At 45.1% G+C, this 16,560-nt stretch carries 11 protein-coding genes; 5 read left to right on the top strand and 6 right to left on the bottom strand.

The window, feature by feature from the left end:
- Positions 1-82: 82 nt before the first annotated feature.
- From V6668_RS13300 to V6668_RS13285, 4 genes are all read right to left on the bottom strand, one after another.
- Positions 83-2,050, bottom strand: a complete 1,968-nt coding sequence (locus V6668_RS13300; protein WP_338708652.1) for an AraC family transcriptional regulator — start codon at positions 2,048-2,050, stop codon at positions 83-85.
- A gap of 287 nt (positions 2,051-2,337) precedes the next feature.
- A complete protein-coding gene (gene yidC, locus V6668_RS13295; RefSeq protein ID WP_076318090.1) occupies positions 2,338-3,225 on the bottom strand; it encodes a membrane protein insertase YidC in 888 nt (295 codons plus the stop codon).
- Positions 3,162-3,512 carry a hypothetical protein gene (locus tag V6668_RS13290; protein ID WP_176872672.1) on the bottom strand — a complete coding sequence of 117 codons (351 nt, stop codon included), beginning with the start codon at positions 3,510-3,512 and terminating at the stop codon, positions 3,162-3,164. The genes yidC and V6668_RS13290 overlap by 64 nt, the downstream gene beginning before the upstream one ends.
- A gap of 92 nt (positions 3,513-3,604) precedes the next feature.
- Positions 3,605-5,224 (bottom strand): DUF4173 domain-containing protein, encoded by a 1,620-nt coding sequence (locus V6668_RS13285; protein WP_338708651.1) that lies wholly within the window; start codon positions 5,222-5,224, stop codon positions 3,605-3,607.
- A 134-nt stretch (positions 5,225-5,358) separates the two neighbouring features.
- Here V6668_RS13285 and V6668_RS13280 point away from each other — a divergent pair, with 134 nt between their 5' ends.
- From V6668_RS13280 to V6668_RS13260, 5 genes are all read left to right on the top strand, one after another.
- A complete protein-coding gene (locus V6668_RS13280) occupies positions 5,359-7,158 on the top strand; it encodes an ABC transporter substrate-binding protein (RefSeq protein ID WP_338708650.1) in 1,800 nt (599 codons plus the stop codon).
- An 87-nt stretch (positions 7,159-7,245) separates the two neighbouring features.
- Positions 7,246-7,830, top strand: a complete 585-nt coding sequence (locus tag V6668_RS13275; protein ID WP_076318095.1) for an AAA family ATPase — start codon at positions 7,246-7,248, stop codon at positions 7,828-7,830.
- A 311-nt stretch (positions 7,831-8,141) separates the two neighbouring features.
- On the top strand, positions 8,142-10,181 hold the full coding sequence (locus V6668_RS13270; RefSeq protein WP_338708649.1) for a serine hydrolase: 2,040 nt from the start codon (positions 8,142-8,144) through the stop codon (positions 10,179-10,181).
- Positions 10,182-10,309: 128 nt separating this feature from the next.
- Positions 10,310-12,649 (top strand): sensor histidine kinase, encoded by a 2,340-nt coding sequence (locus tag V6668_RS13265; RefSeq protein ID WP_338708648.1) that lies wholly within the window; start codon positions 10,310-10,312, stop codon positions 12,647-12,649.
- Positions 12,646-13,281, top strand: coding sequence for a response regulator (locus V6668_RS13260; protein ID WP_076318097.1), 636 nt, complete (start codon positions 12,646-12,648; stop codon positions 13,279-13,281). The genes V6668_RS13265 and V6668_RS13260 overlap by 4 nt, the downstream gene beginning before the upstream one ends.
- A 135-nt stretch (positions 13,282-13,416) precedes the next feature.
- Here V6668_RS13260 and V6668_RS13255 read toward each other — a convergent pair whose 3' ends face one another.
- Both V6668_RS13255 and V6668_RS13250 read right to left on the bottom strand, forming a co-directional pair.
- On the bottom strand, positions 13,417-14,382 hold the full coding sequence (locus tag V6668_RS13255) for a sugar phosphate isomerase/epimerase family protein (RefSeq protein ID WP_076318098.1): 966 nt from the start codon (positions 14,380-14,382) through the stop codon (positions 13,417-13,419).
- 289 nt (positions 14,383-14,671) lie between these two features.
- Positions 14,672-16,390, bottom strand: coding sequence for a hypothetical protein (locus V6668_RS13250; RefSeq protein WP_338708647.1), 1,719 nt, complete (start codon positions 16,388-16,390; stop codon positions 14,672-14,674).
- Positions 16,391-16,560: the final 170 nt, after the last annotated feature.

The raw sequence follows: 16,560 nt of genomic DNA, 5'->3' as shown, positions 1-16,560 counted from the left end.
CGAATATGGATATTAACGTCCATAAATTCGACTGGTCATGTTTGAAAATTTGGAGTGCTCAATTAAAATTTCGTTCTAACTCTTATTTAGCTAATGCTAGCAATTGACTAACAATATAATCAATCAATGCACTGGAAGTCATTACGTCGGTGGACCAAGATAGCGAAGAATCTACCTTTACGATCCGATCATGTTGAACAGCAGGTATGGCATTCCACACTGCATTATCAGCAGCAACTGTTCCATCTCCTAAGAAGATCATATAATCCCCCGAGTAAGCGGGTAATACTTCCATGGAGACATCGCCCCAATATTTATCTGCATCGATAATATCCGTTTGGACTTTTGAAGGTGCCTGCAATTGAAGTTCATCGTAAACAAGCTCGCCAACGGCATGCTTGGCTCCAGCTATGTAGTTACTTTTATCACTGAATTCTCCAACCGTAATGGTTACATCGGATAGGCCCGCATTCTGAAAAGCTAGCTTTGCTTCTTCAATTTTTCCGGTATAAGCATTCAAAACATCCTTAGCCTCTTCCTGTTTGTTCAAAACATCGCTAATAAATTGTATCCGCTCTTCTGTAGTCATATCACCATAGGGAACATAAATGGTGGGGGCAATTTTGGATAAATCATCATACGACTCATCGCTCCATGCCAAAATGATAAGATCCGGCTCAAGCGTCATGATATCTTCCGGCTCCATGGCTACTTTTATGGAGTCTGTAATCTGGTTAGCATAAACAGGCTCTGTCTCTCCCCGTGCAGCTCTAGCAACACCTAAAGGAGTTACACCTAGGGCTACCACATCACCAACCAAATAATCGACTACAACTCGCTGAGGATTGTTAGGTACCTCAACATCACCCTTAACTGTGGATATCGTTCTGGTCTGCGAGACTGCTTCTGAAGCTTTTGTCTCCGACCCTTCTTGTTGTGTCGCCTGCTGTGTCTGCGCAGGTGTTGTATTTGCCGTTCCCCCATTATTCGCTGGCGTCCCCGACGTACATGCCGTCAATAAGAGCATCATGCTTATCGCCGCCGCCAAAATCATTTCTTTACTTCTTAATGTTCCAAACATCGTTGATTCCCCATCTCTATAAGACTTGACTAGACTCGCTAGTTCCCTCTCATCGTAAGGGAGATGAGAATCATTATCAATACCATCAACCTGCATGGATAGTGCGTTTATTTTCCGATAATCACTTGGTGTCATCTTGTAATGCTTCTTAAACATGCGGAACAGGTTTTTCTCATCTGTGAAACCAGCTCCTGTTGCGATTTCTTTAACTGTCGCTTCTGTATGTTTCAAGTCATGACAGGCAGCTTCAATCCTTCTCTGAATGAGATACTCCTGTAAGTTCATCCCTTCCCTTTTTTTGAACAAACGCGTCAATTGTCCACCACTGATCCCAAACATATCGGCAATTTGTTGAAACATAATCGGCTCCCTGTAATGTTTATCGAGATATACCTTGGCAGAACAGGCTGGATCTGGCTGGAGATACCGAATCTCACCACCCTCCAAATCCCTGTACACCTCATGAATCAATTGATATAGAAAACTTTTGGCCTGTAGCTGATCCATCGCTTTGCCACGTTTCCAGCCATTCATCATTCGTTGGAACCAATCACGTAGCAAGATGGGATTACTTGGCGTATAACCAAACTGTTGAACAAATGGATTTACTTGCTCCAGTAATTGTTGCAGATGTTTCTTGAAAAAGAGAGGTGATTCTGCTCTATAAAACACCATAAAGGTCTTCACCATCTCCTCTTTAGGCGTAATACTGAGCAGGCTCCCCTTCCCGCCGTGAACTAAACCGAAGCGTTCCATTGCAAATGTGGTTTCATTCAGTTGGATTTGCGCTTCACCCCCATATGCATAGATAAACATGCTACTAGGCATTTTATATTGCTCCAACGGGTATTGTGACGCTACATTCTGAAAGCGTACATCTATTAATGTAATGATCGAACGTGTCCAGATACTGGCCATCATATCAATCATCTCTGGTGTAAATCCCTGTCTTGCTTCTTCCTCTTGCATCTACCCGCACTCCTCGTTTCACTTTTTCCAATGTATACATCACTTAATAATTGATATTGATTATCAATATCACATTTGATCAGGTAAGTATATATCATTAAGTGATATTGGGAAACAGGCAGTGGACGTTATGCTTTCCATCCGCTTTCGTAAAAAACTAAAAAGGAACACCTGATAGTACAAAAAAGAAGCCTGATCCATATGGATCAGGCTTCTTCATGATTTTTATTGTATTTAACAAGATTACGTAGTCACCATGTTTCTCTTGTCACCTGCGACCAAATTTATTAAGACTTTGCAGGTTTCCGAGAAGGTTTGGCGGAGCTGGATTTTTTATTCTTTTTCTTACTTACTTCCACAACCACAGGCTCCTGTGGGTGCTCCACCGGGTACATTTTGCGGAACAATAATGTCTGTAGTACCAGGAATGAACCCCCAACTGTCCAGTAGAGCGGCATCGCTGCCGGAGCTGTAAGAGAAAAGAATGCCATCATCAATGGGGAGAGATAACCCATAATGGCGAACTGTTTTCGCTGCTCAGGCGCCATATTGGCTTGTGATACCTTGGCTTGAATCAGATATATGACCGCAACCACCACAGCGAGTACGTAGTCCGGCGCTCCCAGTTTGAACCACAGGAACGAGTGGGAGGACAACTCCGGTGTAAGTCGGATGGCTGTGTAAATACCTGAAAGTATAGGCAACTGAATGAGCATCGGCAAGCAACCAATATTCAGCGGATTGAACTTATGTTTCTTGTATAGCTCCATCGTTTCCTGAGACAGCTTTTGCTTATCAGCAGGATCATTTTTGCCTTCATATTTTTTCTTGAGCGCATCCATCTCGGGTTTCATGGCGTTCATGATGACTCGTGTTCCCTGCTGGGACTTGGCTTGACGCATCATCAAGGGCAACAGTGCTAAACGAATGACCAGCGTAATCACGATAATCGCGACCCCGTAGCTTCCGTTAAATATGGTAGCAATATGCTGAATCAGATACGACAGTGGAAATACAATGTAGTGATTAAAAAATCCCGGTGTCGATGAAGTAATCTCCGACACGTTGTTGCTGCATCCGGCAAGCAGCATGACTGCAAACAAAATGACAATCAGGCCATAGATCCGTCCCTTGCCCGATCTAAAAGTGAATCCCTTGTTAGTCTTATGTTCCATATATATCCTCCTCGTTGATTTGTTGACCAATCGTTCAACGAGGAATGACAATCTGGTTCATCTTCATCGGGCGCTTCTCTTCGTCTAATCATGCGGCTCCAGTCTTCCTGTCTGTGCTGTCTGTCCAAACACAGGGCGGGAAGTACAGGTTCAAGTCCACCACCGGCGCCACCTTCCATCCAGTACTCTGTCATGCCACAATGAAGATGGGCAATATAGGCATAACTGACGGTGAAGATGAGTCCAATCGAGAATAAATATGGTAATAACTCCTGCAGTTCAAACAAGGGATTCACCCCCTTTATAGGTTAGTTTTTATATTATAACACTTACATATTGTTTTTGCATAAATCCGTACGTGAAAACAACTACTATTCAGCTATTCCGTTCTCAATTTGGACATTTCTAGCTCAGCTCGGTGTCTCGCCACGTTATAAGAAGGCCATGAACGATCTGATGCATCCTCGTCCAGGTAGGCTTGACGTTCCAGCATTTCCCTCTTAAGATCCGGATACTCTTCCTGAGCAAACTCTCGAAGTAACGGAACTGCATCTGCCGACAGACTTGCCAGATAGGTTGCATCAATATTGCCAGTCTGATGATAACGTTCAATATTCAGCTCGGCAATCCGTTTATCCATGCCCACATAATTGATAGCAACATATGCAGTGAGCGCAAGCACAATATACCAGCGGATCAGCGGTATTGACGTGTACCGTATACGAAGGCCAGCAATCAGCAACAGGAGTGCGAGGAAGATCATGAATGCGTGTACCAGGAAGCGGATGTACGTATATCCATATGCCTGCTCATACAGATTTAGGCGCATAAACGCGGAATACAACATAATTGCTGAACAACTGACCAGAATCAGGAGAAGTACCTGATGTACGATGGAACCCGCTTTGCCACTCGAACGGGTATACTGCAAAGCAACAATAAGAATAAAGAAGTTAATACCTGTGACGAGAATTAACTCTGCGAATCCACTTCTTGCATAGTCTGCGTAAGACAGATCTACCGGAAGATGCCCCTCTCCTGCACCAAACAGATACGAAAACTGTACAAGTACAAACAAAACGTACACACAGTTAATGACAATCAGCATCGTCCCCACAATGATGGGGTCCAATCTGAATGGTTCCCGCTGAACCGGAGTGCGTTCGGGCTCGGGTGTAATCTTATTGGTAACCTGAACTTCAGTGGCCGGGTCCACAGGAGAGAATATATAGGTCTGATCACGCTTATCAACCGTGGATACTACTCCATTTTTCCAATGTGCGTTCGCTCTCTTCTCTGCCTCATATTGCATTGGCTGTACAAATCCCCATACATAACCAAACAGCAATATACCTGCGATGACAATCCAGATGATTCTTGGTATCCCTGGAGTAAAAGCCAATTGATTCAGCCACTCCGGAAAACCGGCTAAATACTGATTAAAGACCCCGTCAGCGGAGGAAAGTAATGCAACGACTACAATGAGGATAGGCAAGGACGCCACAAGACCAATGAGTACTTTGAAAACAACTGTTTTCTGGGATTTGCCCATGCCACGCCCACCTGCTCTCACAGCAATGGCAGCAACAGTCCCCCAATGACGTATGGCTTGAGGCAGCATGTGGTCAATAGCCGTACCAATCAAACCAATCTCCCACCACTGCTTCTGTTTTCTGCCCATCAGATACGTCATATGTAAGATAACTACGCCAGGTATGACCAGAAAATTAAGAACATACAGCAGTTCATTGTCGTATAACAGAAACGTTAGCGACAACAATAGCACTACAGCCGCTACAAAAGCATCAATGAACTTGAAAGACCTCATGCGATCCCGTGCAAACAGATACATGAACACATAAAAGAGAATTACAAAGATAGGATACGATACGCCAATCTCATTACCATAGAATAAATACTGGTGAATGATCGCCAGCATCCATGCAGACAGTAGCGTGATTAGAGCGCGTTGCGGTGAAGCCATTATTTTATCAATCATGGGAAAAACCTCCATTAACCTTTCTATGCTATATTCTAGATGATAAAATAGGAATATAAATAGAAATTAAAATCGACAAAACTTCTTATTTTAGAGGAATACGTCAGAGTTCACCTCCAGGAGGGAATCAACACTTGAAATTACATCAGCAATATCTGCTGTTACATCGTCATTACGGTCACCATACAGAACATGAACTTACACTCGCCGATCTCGCTGAGTTGCTAAATTGTACACACCGCAATACGTTAACGATTGTCAAAAAGATGGTTGCCCATGATTGGATTCGTTGGGTTTCCCAGCGTGGCCGGGGTCGGCGTTCTTCACTGACCTTGCTTGTTCCGGCTGATCAAATCGCCGCAGAATATATGATGCAGGCCATGAATCGCCGGGAGTTACAGGAAGCTGCCGAGCAGGTGAGCGCATTCTCCAGTTCAACAATCATGCAGGATCATCTAAACCAGTGGTTGCTTGGGTATTCAGGACATCATACGGAAGCCGGCACCAATAATGAGCAGATTGATACGCTTCGGTTGCCCCTGCGCCAACAGCTTCATGCCCTTGATCCGCTGTTCATTAATCTATTAGCTGAATCCTTTGTTACCAGCCATGTCTTTGACGGGTTGGTTCAGCGGGGTGAACAGGGAGAGATCCTCCCATGTCTCGCTCATACCTGGGATGTCAGTGCAGACCGAAAGACCTGGATCTTTTATTTGCGAAAAGGTATTACATTTCACGATGGTCAGTTGTTGACAGCCCATGATATTGTTCATACGTTTGAACGGCTGCAATCTACAGATCGCCGGACACTGTACCGTGATGTAAGTAAACAGATTCTATCTATTGAAGCGGTCGATTCCTTAACCGTGTGTTTCCAGCTTAAAGATCCTCATGAATTGTTTTTGTCCTTCCTGACAACAAGTCGTGCGGCGATTGTACCCTCACCAGGAACAAACGAACATAAGATGAAGCATTCGGGTGATGTACATGGGATGCAAAAACCTGTTGGGACGGGACCGTTCAAGGTCACCGCCTGGGATGATCACTTGTGCAGACTTGAAGCCTTTTCATCGTATTTTCAGGGTAGAGCACATATGGACCGGGTAGATATCCTGCAAATTCCGTGGAGTGCCTCGGCAAAAATGGACGATAGCCAAGATATCGAAACTCCGTTTTTTCATCTTGTTCATAATCCGTCTTCGTCTGCGGGTGCAGACTGGACACAGATTAGTGCAGGTGTAATGGTTCATAAATTACTCACGTGTAATACACAAAAAACCGGACCGTTAAACGATCCGGAAGTAAGAGCACACCTTCAGTCATGCCTTGCTGGAATGTATAGAGATGACGGACATGCAGATGACTCTGAAGTCATGGAGACTGATTTTAGTGCGGTGAATACCGGGATGGTTGACCCGGAGGGATTAAGAGATATTACTAAACGACTTACTTCGTCTACTCCCATCTCACTGCAAATTGCGACCATCCCACAGTATCGCAGGGATGCCCAACATCTGGCGTCCATACTGGAGCTGTGCGGTTTCTCCTGTACCGTCCGTACTGCTACGATGGAGCAGTTCAAAGGAAACTTGAGGTTGGAATCTGATCTGATTCTCTTCTCTCTCATTCGGGACAGGGACGAAGAACTGCGCAGGTATGATCTTTACTCCACGTTGTCTGAGCATCTGGAAGATTCTACTCGTATAACGATCCATGAGATCTTGCAAACCATCGTCGCCTCTCCCATCGCTGCGGATCGAACTCGTGAATTAGACCGCATTGAGCAATTTTTGGTTGATCAGAATTTACTGTTCCATTTATCCGAAAAACCAGTAGAAACTGCTTATCTGCCTTCCGTGCGTGGTCTATCTTTCAACAGCCAGGGCTGGGTGAACCTGCGTCATATCTGGTTTCCTTCGCAGGTGATGAAGTGAGATTGTTATGGATTGTGCTAAAATAAGCAAATGATATTAGCTCACATCTTACACGCACTTGCACCATACTAAGGAGGCATTACATTCATGAGCAAACTAATTTTCTTTCTCGGTGGGGCCGGAAGTGGCAAGACCACACTTGCCAAAGCCCTTTCCCGTAAACATAAAGCGGCTTTCTTCGATATGGATATTCTGCTTCGTCCCGCGGCTGAGGCAATCATGACCCTTCAGGGACTTGATCCTTCCGACCGAGATTCGCCTGAATACAAACGGCTGTGCCGTGATCTTGGGTATCGCATTACGATGGACGCCGCTCTGGATAACGTACAGTTGGGTATCGATACGATCGTTGTGGGGCCATTCACCAAAGAAATTGGAACTCCCGATTGGATTGCTCAGGAACTTGCACGAATTGGACGTTCCTTGGAAGATACGGATGTGCGGGTGGCCTATATTTATCTGGAGAATGAAGCATTGTACCACAAACGGATCTCTGCAAGACAATCCCCACTAGATGAATGGAAGTTAGCCAACTGGGATGCCTTCACAGCTTCTCTCGTCCGTAAAGAAATAGCCTGGCCGCTCCCTGCTTCATCCGTCGCTTATATTGATAATTCCAGTGATGATCCTGCGATTGCCTATGCTGAACTTGAACGACGGATGTACGCGTAGTTTTATAAAATCTACGTCCCAATTCCTTTGCACTATGTCGCTTTGCATGGAAAATAAAAAGACGAAACAAAAAGAGGTATTTGTCGAGATCCCCGTTGGGTCCATCATGACAAATACCTCTTTTCATATATTTAAGATCATTCCAAACTCACTCTTCATCCTCCACAATTGCGGGATCACGCAAAAAGGTTTGCGGAAGTCCTGCCATAATAAGTGCGTACTACGGAATCGCCATTACATTCGAACTGATAGATTATAGATGTACTTAAATGTAAGAGAACGAACATATCTGAACTCCAAAGGAGAATTTCATGAAATCTCACGTAGCAACATGTCCAACTCGACAACAACAACACAACTACAAATCAAATCCTAATTGGAAACGTGCTGTAGTCAACATCCTCCTGATTGCATCTCTGAGTTTCACCGCAATAACCAGTGTATCGGCAGAGAGCAGTCTCCCTCTTCTTCAGGTAAGCCCTCAGGAAACTGAATCGTTCATCAATCAATTCTTCGCCCAACCTGAAGTGAAGTCTGCTCTGAAAGGTGCGGTAGTCACCGTTGTTCACAATCAACAGATTGTGTTTAATAAAGGATACGGTTATGCCAATGTGGAAAAACAAATCCCAGTCGACGCCGACTCCACTCTATTCCGTGTAGCCTCCATCTCCAAAACGCTGACAGCAACCGCTATTATGCAATTGGCGGAGCAAGGTAACGTAAAGCTTGATCAGGATATCAGCGCATACACAGACGGTTTACATCTGACCAACCATACCGGAACAGCGTTAACATTGGAACATCTGATGACCCACACCAGCGGGTTTGATTTCACAGATGTAGCAGCTACAGACAGAGAACTGGAAAGTTCTTATCCGCTTGAGCAATTCATCCAGGACAACAAACCGTCCGTTGTTCGCAATCCAGGAGAAGTTTTCCGTTACGACAATTACGGCTATACACTCTTGGGCTACATTGTTCAGAAACAGTCCAAACTTCCGTTTGAGACTTATGTACAACAGCATATATTCAACCCTCTTGATATGTCGGATAGCCATTTTACACTAAGCAAAGACACGCTGAGTAAACTCGCAACTCCTTATGGCGCTGAAGGACAAGAACTTCCGCAATATCCCAATGTACCGGACAGCTCCCCTGAGGGCGGATTCATTACAACTGGACGAGATATGGCTCACTTTATGCTTGCGCAGCTCAATCAAGGTTCGTACCAGGGTGCACGTATACTAGAACCGTCATCCGTCCAAGCGATGCAAACGTTGGATGTCTCCATACACCCGGATATACCTGGAACAGGTTACGGATTCGAATCCACCTATTCGCAGTATAATCATGGACGTAAAGTCGTGAGTAAAGCAGGCGATCTTGACGGATTCCACTCCAATCTGTGGCTGTTACCTAACGAGAAGACTGGACTATTTATCGTCTCCAACAGTGATGGACCAGATGTGCGAGAAGCGCTTTTCCAAGCATTTATGGATCATTTTTATCCAAACAACAAGACGCATTATAGTGATTATAGCGTACCCAAGTCTTCACTTCGTACCTATGAGGGACTATATCGGGATATCCGCTTGCCCGCATGGTTGTATGATATTTCAGCAACAGAGAAAGGTCTTCAGGTTATAGATGCTTATGGCACTCACACCTTAACCCCCGTTAAGGACATGCTGTTCATGGATGAGGACGGCAAGCTTGCTGGTTTCAAAAAAAATCAGTCAGGTGAAATCACGTATTTCTATTACAACAAGTCAGATAGCTGGTCCGAGAAATTACCAGAAGCCAGACCTTATGAAGATGTGCCAGAAAACCATCCCTATGCTCCGTACATCTATCGCTTAACACAGATTGGCCTGTATCCACAGAATCAATCCCTATTTGAACCAGAGAAGCCGGTTAGTCGTGGGGAGTTTGTAGCACAGGTTGTGGGCGTAAGCGGAATGTCCATTTCAGCTCAATCTCCAAAATTTAAAGATACCCAATCAAGTCCCTATGCCCCCTACATTCAAACAGCGCTTGAACTGGGTATTGTGCAAGGTAATACCCGTGGATTGTTCCATCCTGACCAAGCCATAACAAGGCAAGAGGCCGCGATGATCATATCAAGAACGGCACAACAACTCCTTGGCGCACCTGTCGTAACTGCCGATCTCATCGGTTCACAGGATCGTTGGGCTGAAGAAGGTGTCCAGTTTGTGGTTGCTCTAGGTCTCTACGGTCCGGAAGTATCCATATCCAGCACCGGTGCTGTGGATTATAGATCAAAGCAGCCTATGCTCAGGCAGGAATCATCCGTTTTGATGTACAAAATGTTAGGCACTCTGCTACATTAACATAGAGTGATGCTCGGCAAGCCATGTCATTGCTACATGGCTTGTTTTTCCACTTCATTTTACCAATGATGCATTTTATAAGAACGGATGATTGTACCATGCGACTAAAACTCTCATTACATAGATTCATGAAAACTAAATTTAATTTCGTGTGGTTTGTAACGATGTTGTGCTTTATACTGACTGCCACGTATATCCATATCTCTTCTTTTATGAATCCTTATATCGGACTTTCGTTAACGCCAAATGCCTCCAATTCTTGGGTAGTACATGATGTAGATCCGCAAGGGTTAGCTTATACATCCGGAATAAGATCGGGTGACACCATTATCTCGCTGGAACCCAAAAGAGAAGTCCAGTTACTCCATCAAAAAGGTGTATTCTTAGTGACTGAAGCCTACACCATCGGCGTTGAGACTTCTCGCGGTCAGGCATCCGAACATACCATGAAGCCTGGACCACGTGAATGGTTTAACATCGGCTTCTCATCCATTGTAGAATTATTGCTGTTGCTGACCGGAACCTATGCCTTCTTTAACCAACCCGGTTCACGAGTGATGCGTCTGTTCTACCTCCTTAACCTGTCCATGGCCATATGTATACTGACGATATACACATCCCAGTTGCCTTTATCTAATTATATTCTGGCCTTTTGTGCGGCATGGTTACCTTACTGTCTAACTGCTTTTTATGTGTCTTTTGTATTCCGTACCCGTCTGCATCGTTTCCGATGGTTATTAATCATCAGCAGATGTATTGCCGTTGCCTACTCTACCGGCCTTGCCTTTCTGTACATCAAGCAGTGGATGATGACCGATGTTCAGTTCAATCAAGGCATTACTACCGTCAGTACTCCTGTTGCACCGTCTGGTCCAACCAATCTGCTTAACTTTATTCTTTGTGCAACCCTTCTGATCTTAATCTGGATGACATGGGTTTATCGTAAAAGCTACAATCGCAAGGAGCAGAACCAGCTATTGCTCATGTTAACAGGAATACTTGTTAGCCTGATTCCCTTCATCATATGTTTTGCTATTCCAACCCTGCTTCAAGGTGAACCATTATTGCCTGTAGAGTACACATTAATTGGATTTCTGCCTTTATCATGGATGTTCACTTATGTACTTGTACAACGGAGTATGCTTGACTTCAAACTGGTTATGCCAAGATTGATGATTCATGGACTATATGCTTTAATCGTATTTTTACTGTTTCTGGCTGCTTCTCACCTGCATTCGTTAATTCATATCAGCTTGCTGTTTGTCTCGTTTTTGCTGATCACTTGGGTGTATCAGTACACGCTCACACGCTCACGCAAGAAAAACAAACTTAACAAAGACTGGCTGGAACACCAGCAACTGCGGTTGACTGTGCGAATGGCTGAGCAGCAAAACATGCGGGACATGATTCACGTGTTTACCGAGATGTTCCACAAGATGCTGGATATTGAAGGTGTAATTGTCATATGGATTGATGATAAACACAGATATTCTCAGGAAGGTACAGGGATTTTTACTTCCATTCAGAATATAGATAACCAGGCGTTGGATATTGAAGTTTTACGACAGAAAGTTGATTTGGCACAGGTTTGGGAGCTGTCAGGTGAACCCACTACGGAGACGATAGGATTTCTGGGCATTGGTCACAAAAAAAATCGCACCCTTTTTTCAGCAGAGGAACAGGATATCATTGATAAAGGCAGGCTGGAAGCAATTCGAATGCTCGTCAATGGCAGACTCTTATCCGATCTGCAGAAGCGATATGAATACCGTGTAGACCAGACAGCTCTTCATGAACACCAGATACGCCGTCATCGGCAGTTCAATGATATTATGATGGAAGCCCAACAGGCAGAGCGTATGAAAACCTCTTATTTCCTTCATGATCAACTGCTTCAAAATCTGATTTTCCTGTCTCGTGATTTGGAGGAATTACACGATACCGGAGAGACGCATAAGGATCAAACGGCTGTTTGGCTGGAGTGCCTGTATGCTTCCCAAAGAGATATACGCCAATTGTGTGATGATCTCTACCCTCATATTATGGATCGAAGTGATCTTGAGGAAGCGTTGCAATGGCTCATCCGTACACTTCAAATGCAAAGTGGCATCAGAATGGAACTAAACTACAACGCCCTCTCTGAAGAGTTGAAGCACGAACCTCTGAAGTCCACCGTCTTTCGGACGATCCGCGAACTTATCATGAATGTGATGAAGCACGCACAGGCGTCGTTTTGCTATATTCAGGTACATACAAGGGATACTGACTTGATTCTCCAAGTAGAGGATGATGGCTTGGGATTTAATGTTCATACCACATTTGATACTGCAACAGGGCACTTCGGTTTGATATCCATACAGAGCAGCATTCAACATCTCGGTGGAGAATTCACCATACATTCCAGCCTTGGCAAAGGAACCTCAATCAACATCCGTTTGCCTTTAACCAAAGGAGCAACTGAACAATGAGCGAACCCATTACAGTCGTACTACTTGATGATCACCCCCTGGTCATGGAAGGTCTCAACAACCGCTTAAACCGCGAACCCGGCATACAGGTAGTGAAGACATTCAGCGACCCATTTCTTTTTTTATCCGAAGTAGAGGTGTTGCGACCAGATGTTGTTGTGATGGATATCCGCATGCCCCAGCTTGACGGGTTCGAGGTTGTTAGAAGATTGAAAGTTCAATACGGGTTATCCGTCAAAATTATATTGTTATCCGGATACAACTATCACGAATTCCAGTTAAAAGCTTATGATCTGGGCGTCCATGCCTACTTGTCGAAACAAGCAACGTATGGACAGATTATCAACGCCATTCACCAAAGTATGTTGGGACATGTTCTTATTCCAGAGACCATGTTATCCCCTAATCTGGAGGAATCACTCACAGCAACTGAACGGGAAGTGCTTAACCGCATTGCACTGGAGATGACCAACAAGGAGATCGCACAGGATCTGGCGATCAGTCAACGTACAGTGGAGTATCATATAACCTCTATTACGCAGAAATTTGGTGTGAAGTCCAGAATTGGTGCTGTAGTCAAAGGCTATCAGGCAGGGATTCTCGGTGACGTAACACTCCCTGAGAAACGGTAAAAACATGTACCCGTTTAAAAGAACAACAAAAGAGCGGCAGAACACCCTGTAATACAACCTGAGGTTTGTTCTGAACCGCTCTATCTGTTGGTTAACTTTTCTATAAGGTGCATTCATGCTTGATGCGTGTGCTCCCTATCCGCGCTGACGCGCCGCATGACGTTCAGCAATACGAGCCGTGATTATTCCATGACTCTCATCGATTTCTTCCGGTGTACACGCGGCTTTCAGCTCATATACTTTCACTGGCGAACGATCAATGATATCCAAAAATGAATCAAAAAAGGTCATGTCTTTACTATGAATGTATGGACACCAATGATCTGCCAACCCTACAGTTTCATGAATATGCACGCCAACCACGTGATCAATCAACGCGTTAGCCTGTCGTACATTATCGTACAGCCCCATTCGATCCATCATCATGCCGTGACCAATATCGTACCAGAGACCAAGCGGTGCGCCCTTCATTTGTCCAATAATCGTTCCTGCTTCGTGCAAAGTCGGCATCTGATAACAGCGTGAACGGGTCTCAATACCGAAATTCACCCCGTATCCTCGCTGCTCCGACAAGTCACATACCTCTTCCAGACTCTCCTGAATCCGGCTCAGGTAATGTGCGCTGCCATCTTCCCGTTTCTCCAGCATCTCTTGCCATAAAGATTGATATGCCGGTGAATCCGGTCCTTGATCGTGGTATATCTTTTTCAACGCTTCATCTATATTGTATTCAAACGGAACCTCACCGGGATGTACAACAACAGCCTTGGCACCATAACGATGTGCGTACTCGGCTGAGCGAAGTAACAGTTCAATCGCCCGTTTGCGGCGCGGCTCATCATCGAATCCAAGCAGGACGGAATCCGTCCCGTAATCAGGGTCAGCCACATGCGGGAATGTATTATGCACACTGGATACACCGATCTCGCCCCGTTCAATCATCGGTTCTATCGTCTGCAGCATCTCTTCCGTAACGTTATAATTCAGCTCAACTTGTTTGAATCCAAGAGACTTGATCTCCTCGATCATGCCTTGTCCGGTCGTATGACGTTTGATATTCCAACATGTTGAGAATGAATATTCCTGTTTGTCCGTATACATCATTGGTCCTCCTGTCTCTCATTCTATCGCCCATTCATATTCCATTTATCTCTATCTATATAAGTTGAACCAATACACTTTATACTAGATCACTCCAATTGCAGTACCATCTTCTGATCGCTGTTATCCCCAGATTTTTTTGATCCCCTTCTCCAAAGGGAAAAATCCGGTGATAGCTTATGCTTCCGATGCAGCTTTCTTGCAGAAAGCTTTCAGGCGAACGCTCCGCTTCTTCAGATCGGTTCTGCACTCTTCGTTCTCGTGTAAATGTTCAGTTCATCTTATATACCTATTTATTCCTCAAACCGTTGTCTTCACGAAAAGTCAATTCAAATCTCATCTTGTTTGCCGTCTTCCCAGGCACATAACGATAGATGATCTCCGCATGATTCACGTACATTAACACGAATGGTTCAGGTGCTTCAGCCTTCACGGTACACGCAAGTCCAGGGAACTGCCATAACACTGGTGTAATGTCCTGCTGACGAAGGGATGGCCCTCTGATTTCAAAATAAACGTCGATCTCTTCCGCCGTATCCAGCTCCACATCAATGGTTAACGAATCTGGCGTGAGGTCCGCATCAAACGTTATTCCGCGCAGATGGCTGTTCCACCCCTCGCCTACCTCACGGCGGATCAAGCGAAGATAATAACGCTCCCCCGTCTCTGTCTGCCAGTGGATCGTGGCTGGATGCATCTGTCCATTCGTATTCACACTTCCCGACATGGCCCCGATCATCCGATCCTCACCAATCCAGGCTTTGGCTGTACACAAATTCCGATTGGACGTTGGATCATTGCGCTCACACAGTTCCACGAACTGTTTCTGCACAAGCCGATCTTCTTGATGAGCCTTGAAATACGGCACGGCTTCAGCGGGCACATCCACCCCAAGGAGCGCAATCAGTGGATCATGGCCTGACTCACAGTTGATTCCTGCTAGATATTCATACCCTTCTCCAAGCAAGAGATAGATAAAAACACCGATCGAACTATGCTCTCGCATCTCCATGTCGTACGCCCGAGAGAACGGGCCGGAGAGATTCTCCAAGTTGGCATTATAATATAGCGCAATGTTATTCCACAGCCCATTTTCAATCCGGTGTCCAATTTCGATCAAACGTTCCGTGAGTCCATACTTTCGATACATGCCAAGCACGGACAGATCCACTCCGTAATACGTTGTCGTATTGAACTCGGCGAATGTACCGTCGTATTGTTCGAACTCCTTCATCAACCCCTCCGCCTGTTCATCCGAATGCTGAATCCAATCTGTTCGGTTCAAGCGATGGCCGTAGTAGTGGGTAATGAAAATATGCATCAACTCAATATTCGTGTTCATTGGAATTACGTCGGATAACCTGCGTTCTATTGACCCTTGAACAGCCAGTTCCATCGCATGGTCCATCCGTTTCATGAGTGTCTCCGGCATAAGTTCGGCGAATTCGGCAGTTACGACCACACAGACACAAGCGATAAACTCGCGCCAGTTGGGATCATAACTGATCCAGACCGGTGGCAGAACCTGATTCACTGCCGAATGAAACAGGTGCTTCAGTTGCTTGGGATCTGCGGCCTCTGTGAGCAGAGAACCCTCGTCCAGTAGTTTATGGATAAACTGCGCAGACACCTTCTCAAAGGTGCGTTCCAGGAAATAGGCCGTGCCTGGCGCAAAAGATTTCCAAGCATAGTGACCCGCTGGTGGATGCACATCAGTTGGTCGGGTCGCGAAGGTTCCGTGATAGATCTCATCCGGAGCGTCATATTGAACATCGAGCACCTTGTGGAACACTCGTATCGCGCGTTTCACATCACCAGGCTCATTTCGAATCAACAACCCGAGCGCATAATGTGCACTGGCTCGTGTGCTGTGCTGCGATGAATCCTCTTCTTCGAAACTACGAAGCAGATCCACTTTCTCGTCATAAAAGCTATCCATCATCAACATGGACTGATTTATAAGATACTTTTGCTCTTTCGACATCTTCTCTACCATTCGTTGTGTCATGTCATGTGACCTCCCGAGACTATAGGTGTGTGTTCAAAAAGATCAGTTTTCAGTACCAAGAAGATGGAATTAAGCTAGAAATGGAGTAGCGGAGCGTAGGACAACTACGTGAGCAACGGACATTTCGGCTAAATTTCATATTCGATGCTGATGATGCCACTAGGCATCAT

It is taken from the genome of Paenibacillus amylolyticus (assembly GCF_036894225.1).
GTDB classification, from domain to species: Bacteria; Bacillota; Bacilli; order Paenibacillales; family Paenibacillaceae; genus Paenibacillus; species Paenibacillus amylolyticus.
The sequence above is the reverse complement of the archived record's forward strand: the minus strand, read 5'-3'. Positions and strand labels throughout refer to the sequence as shown.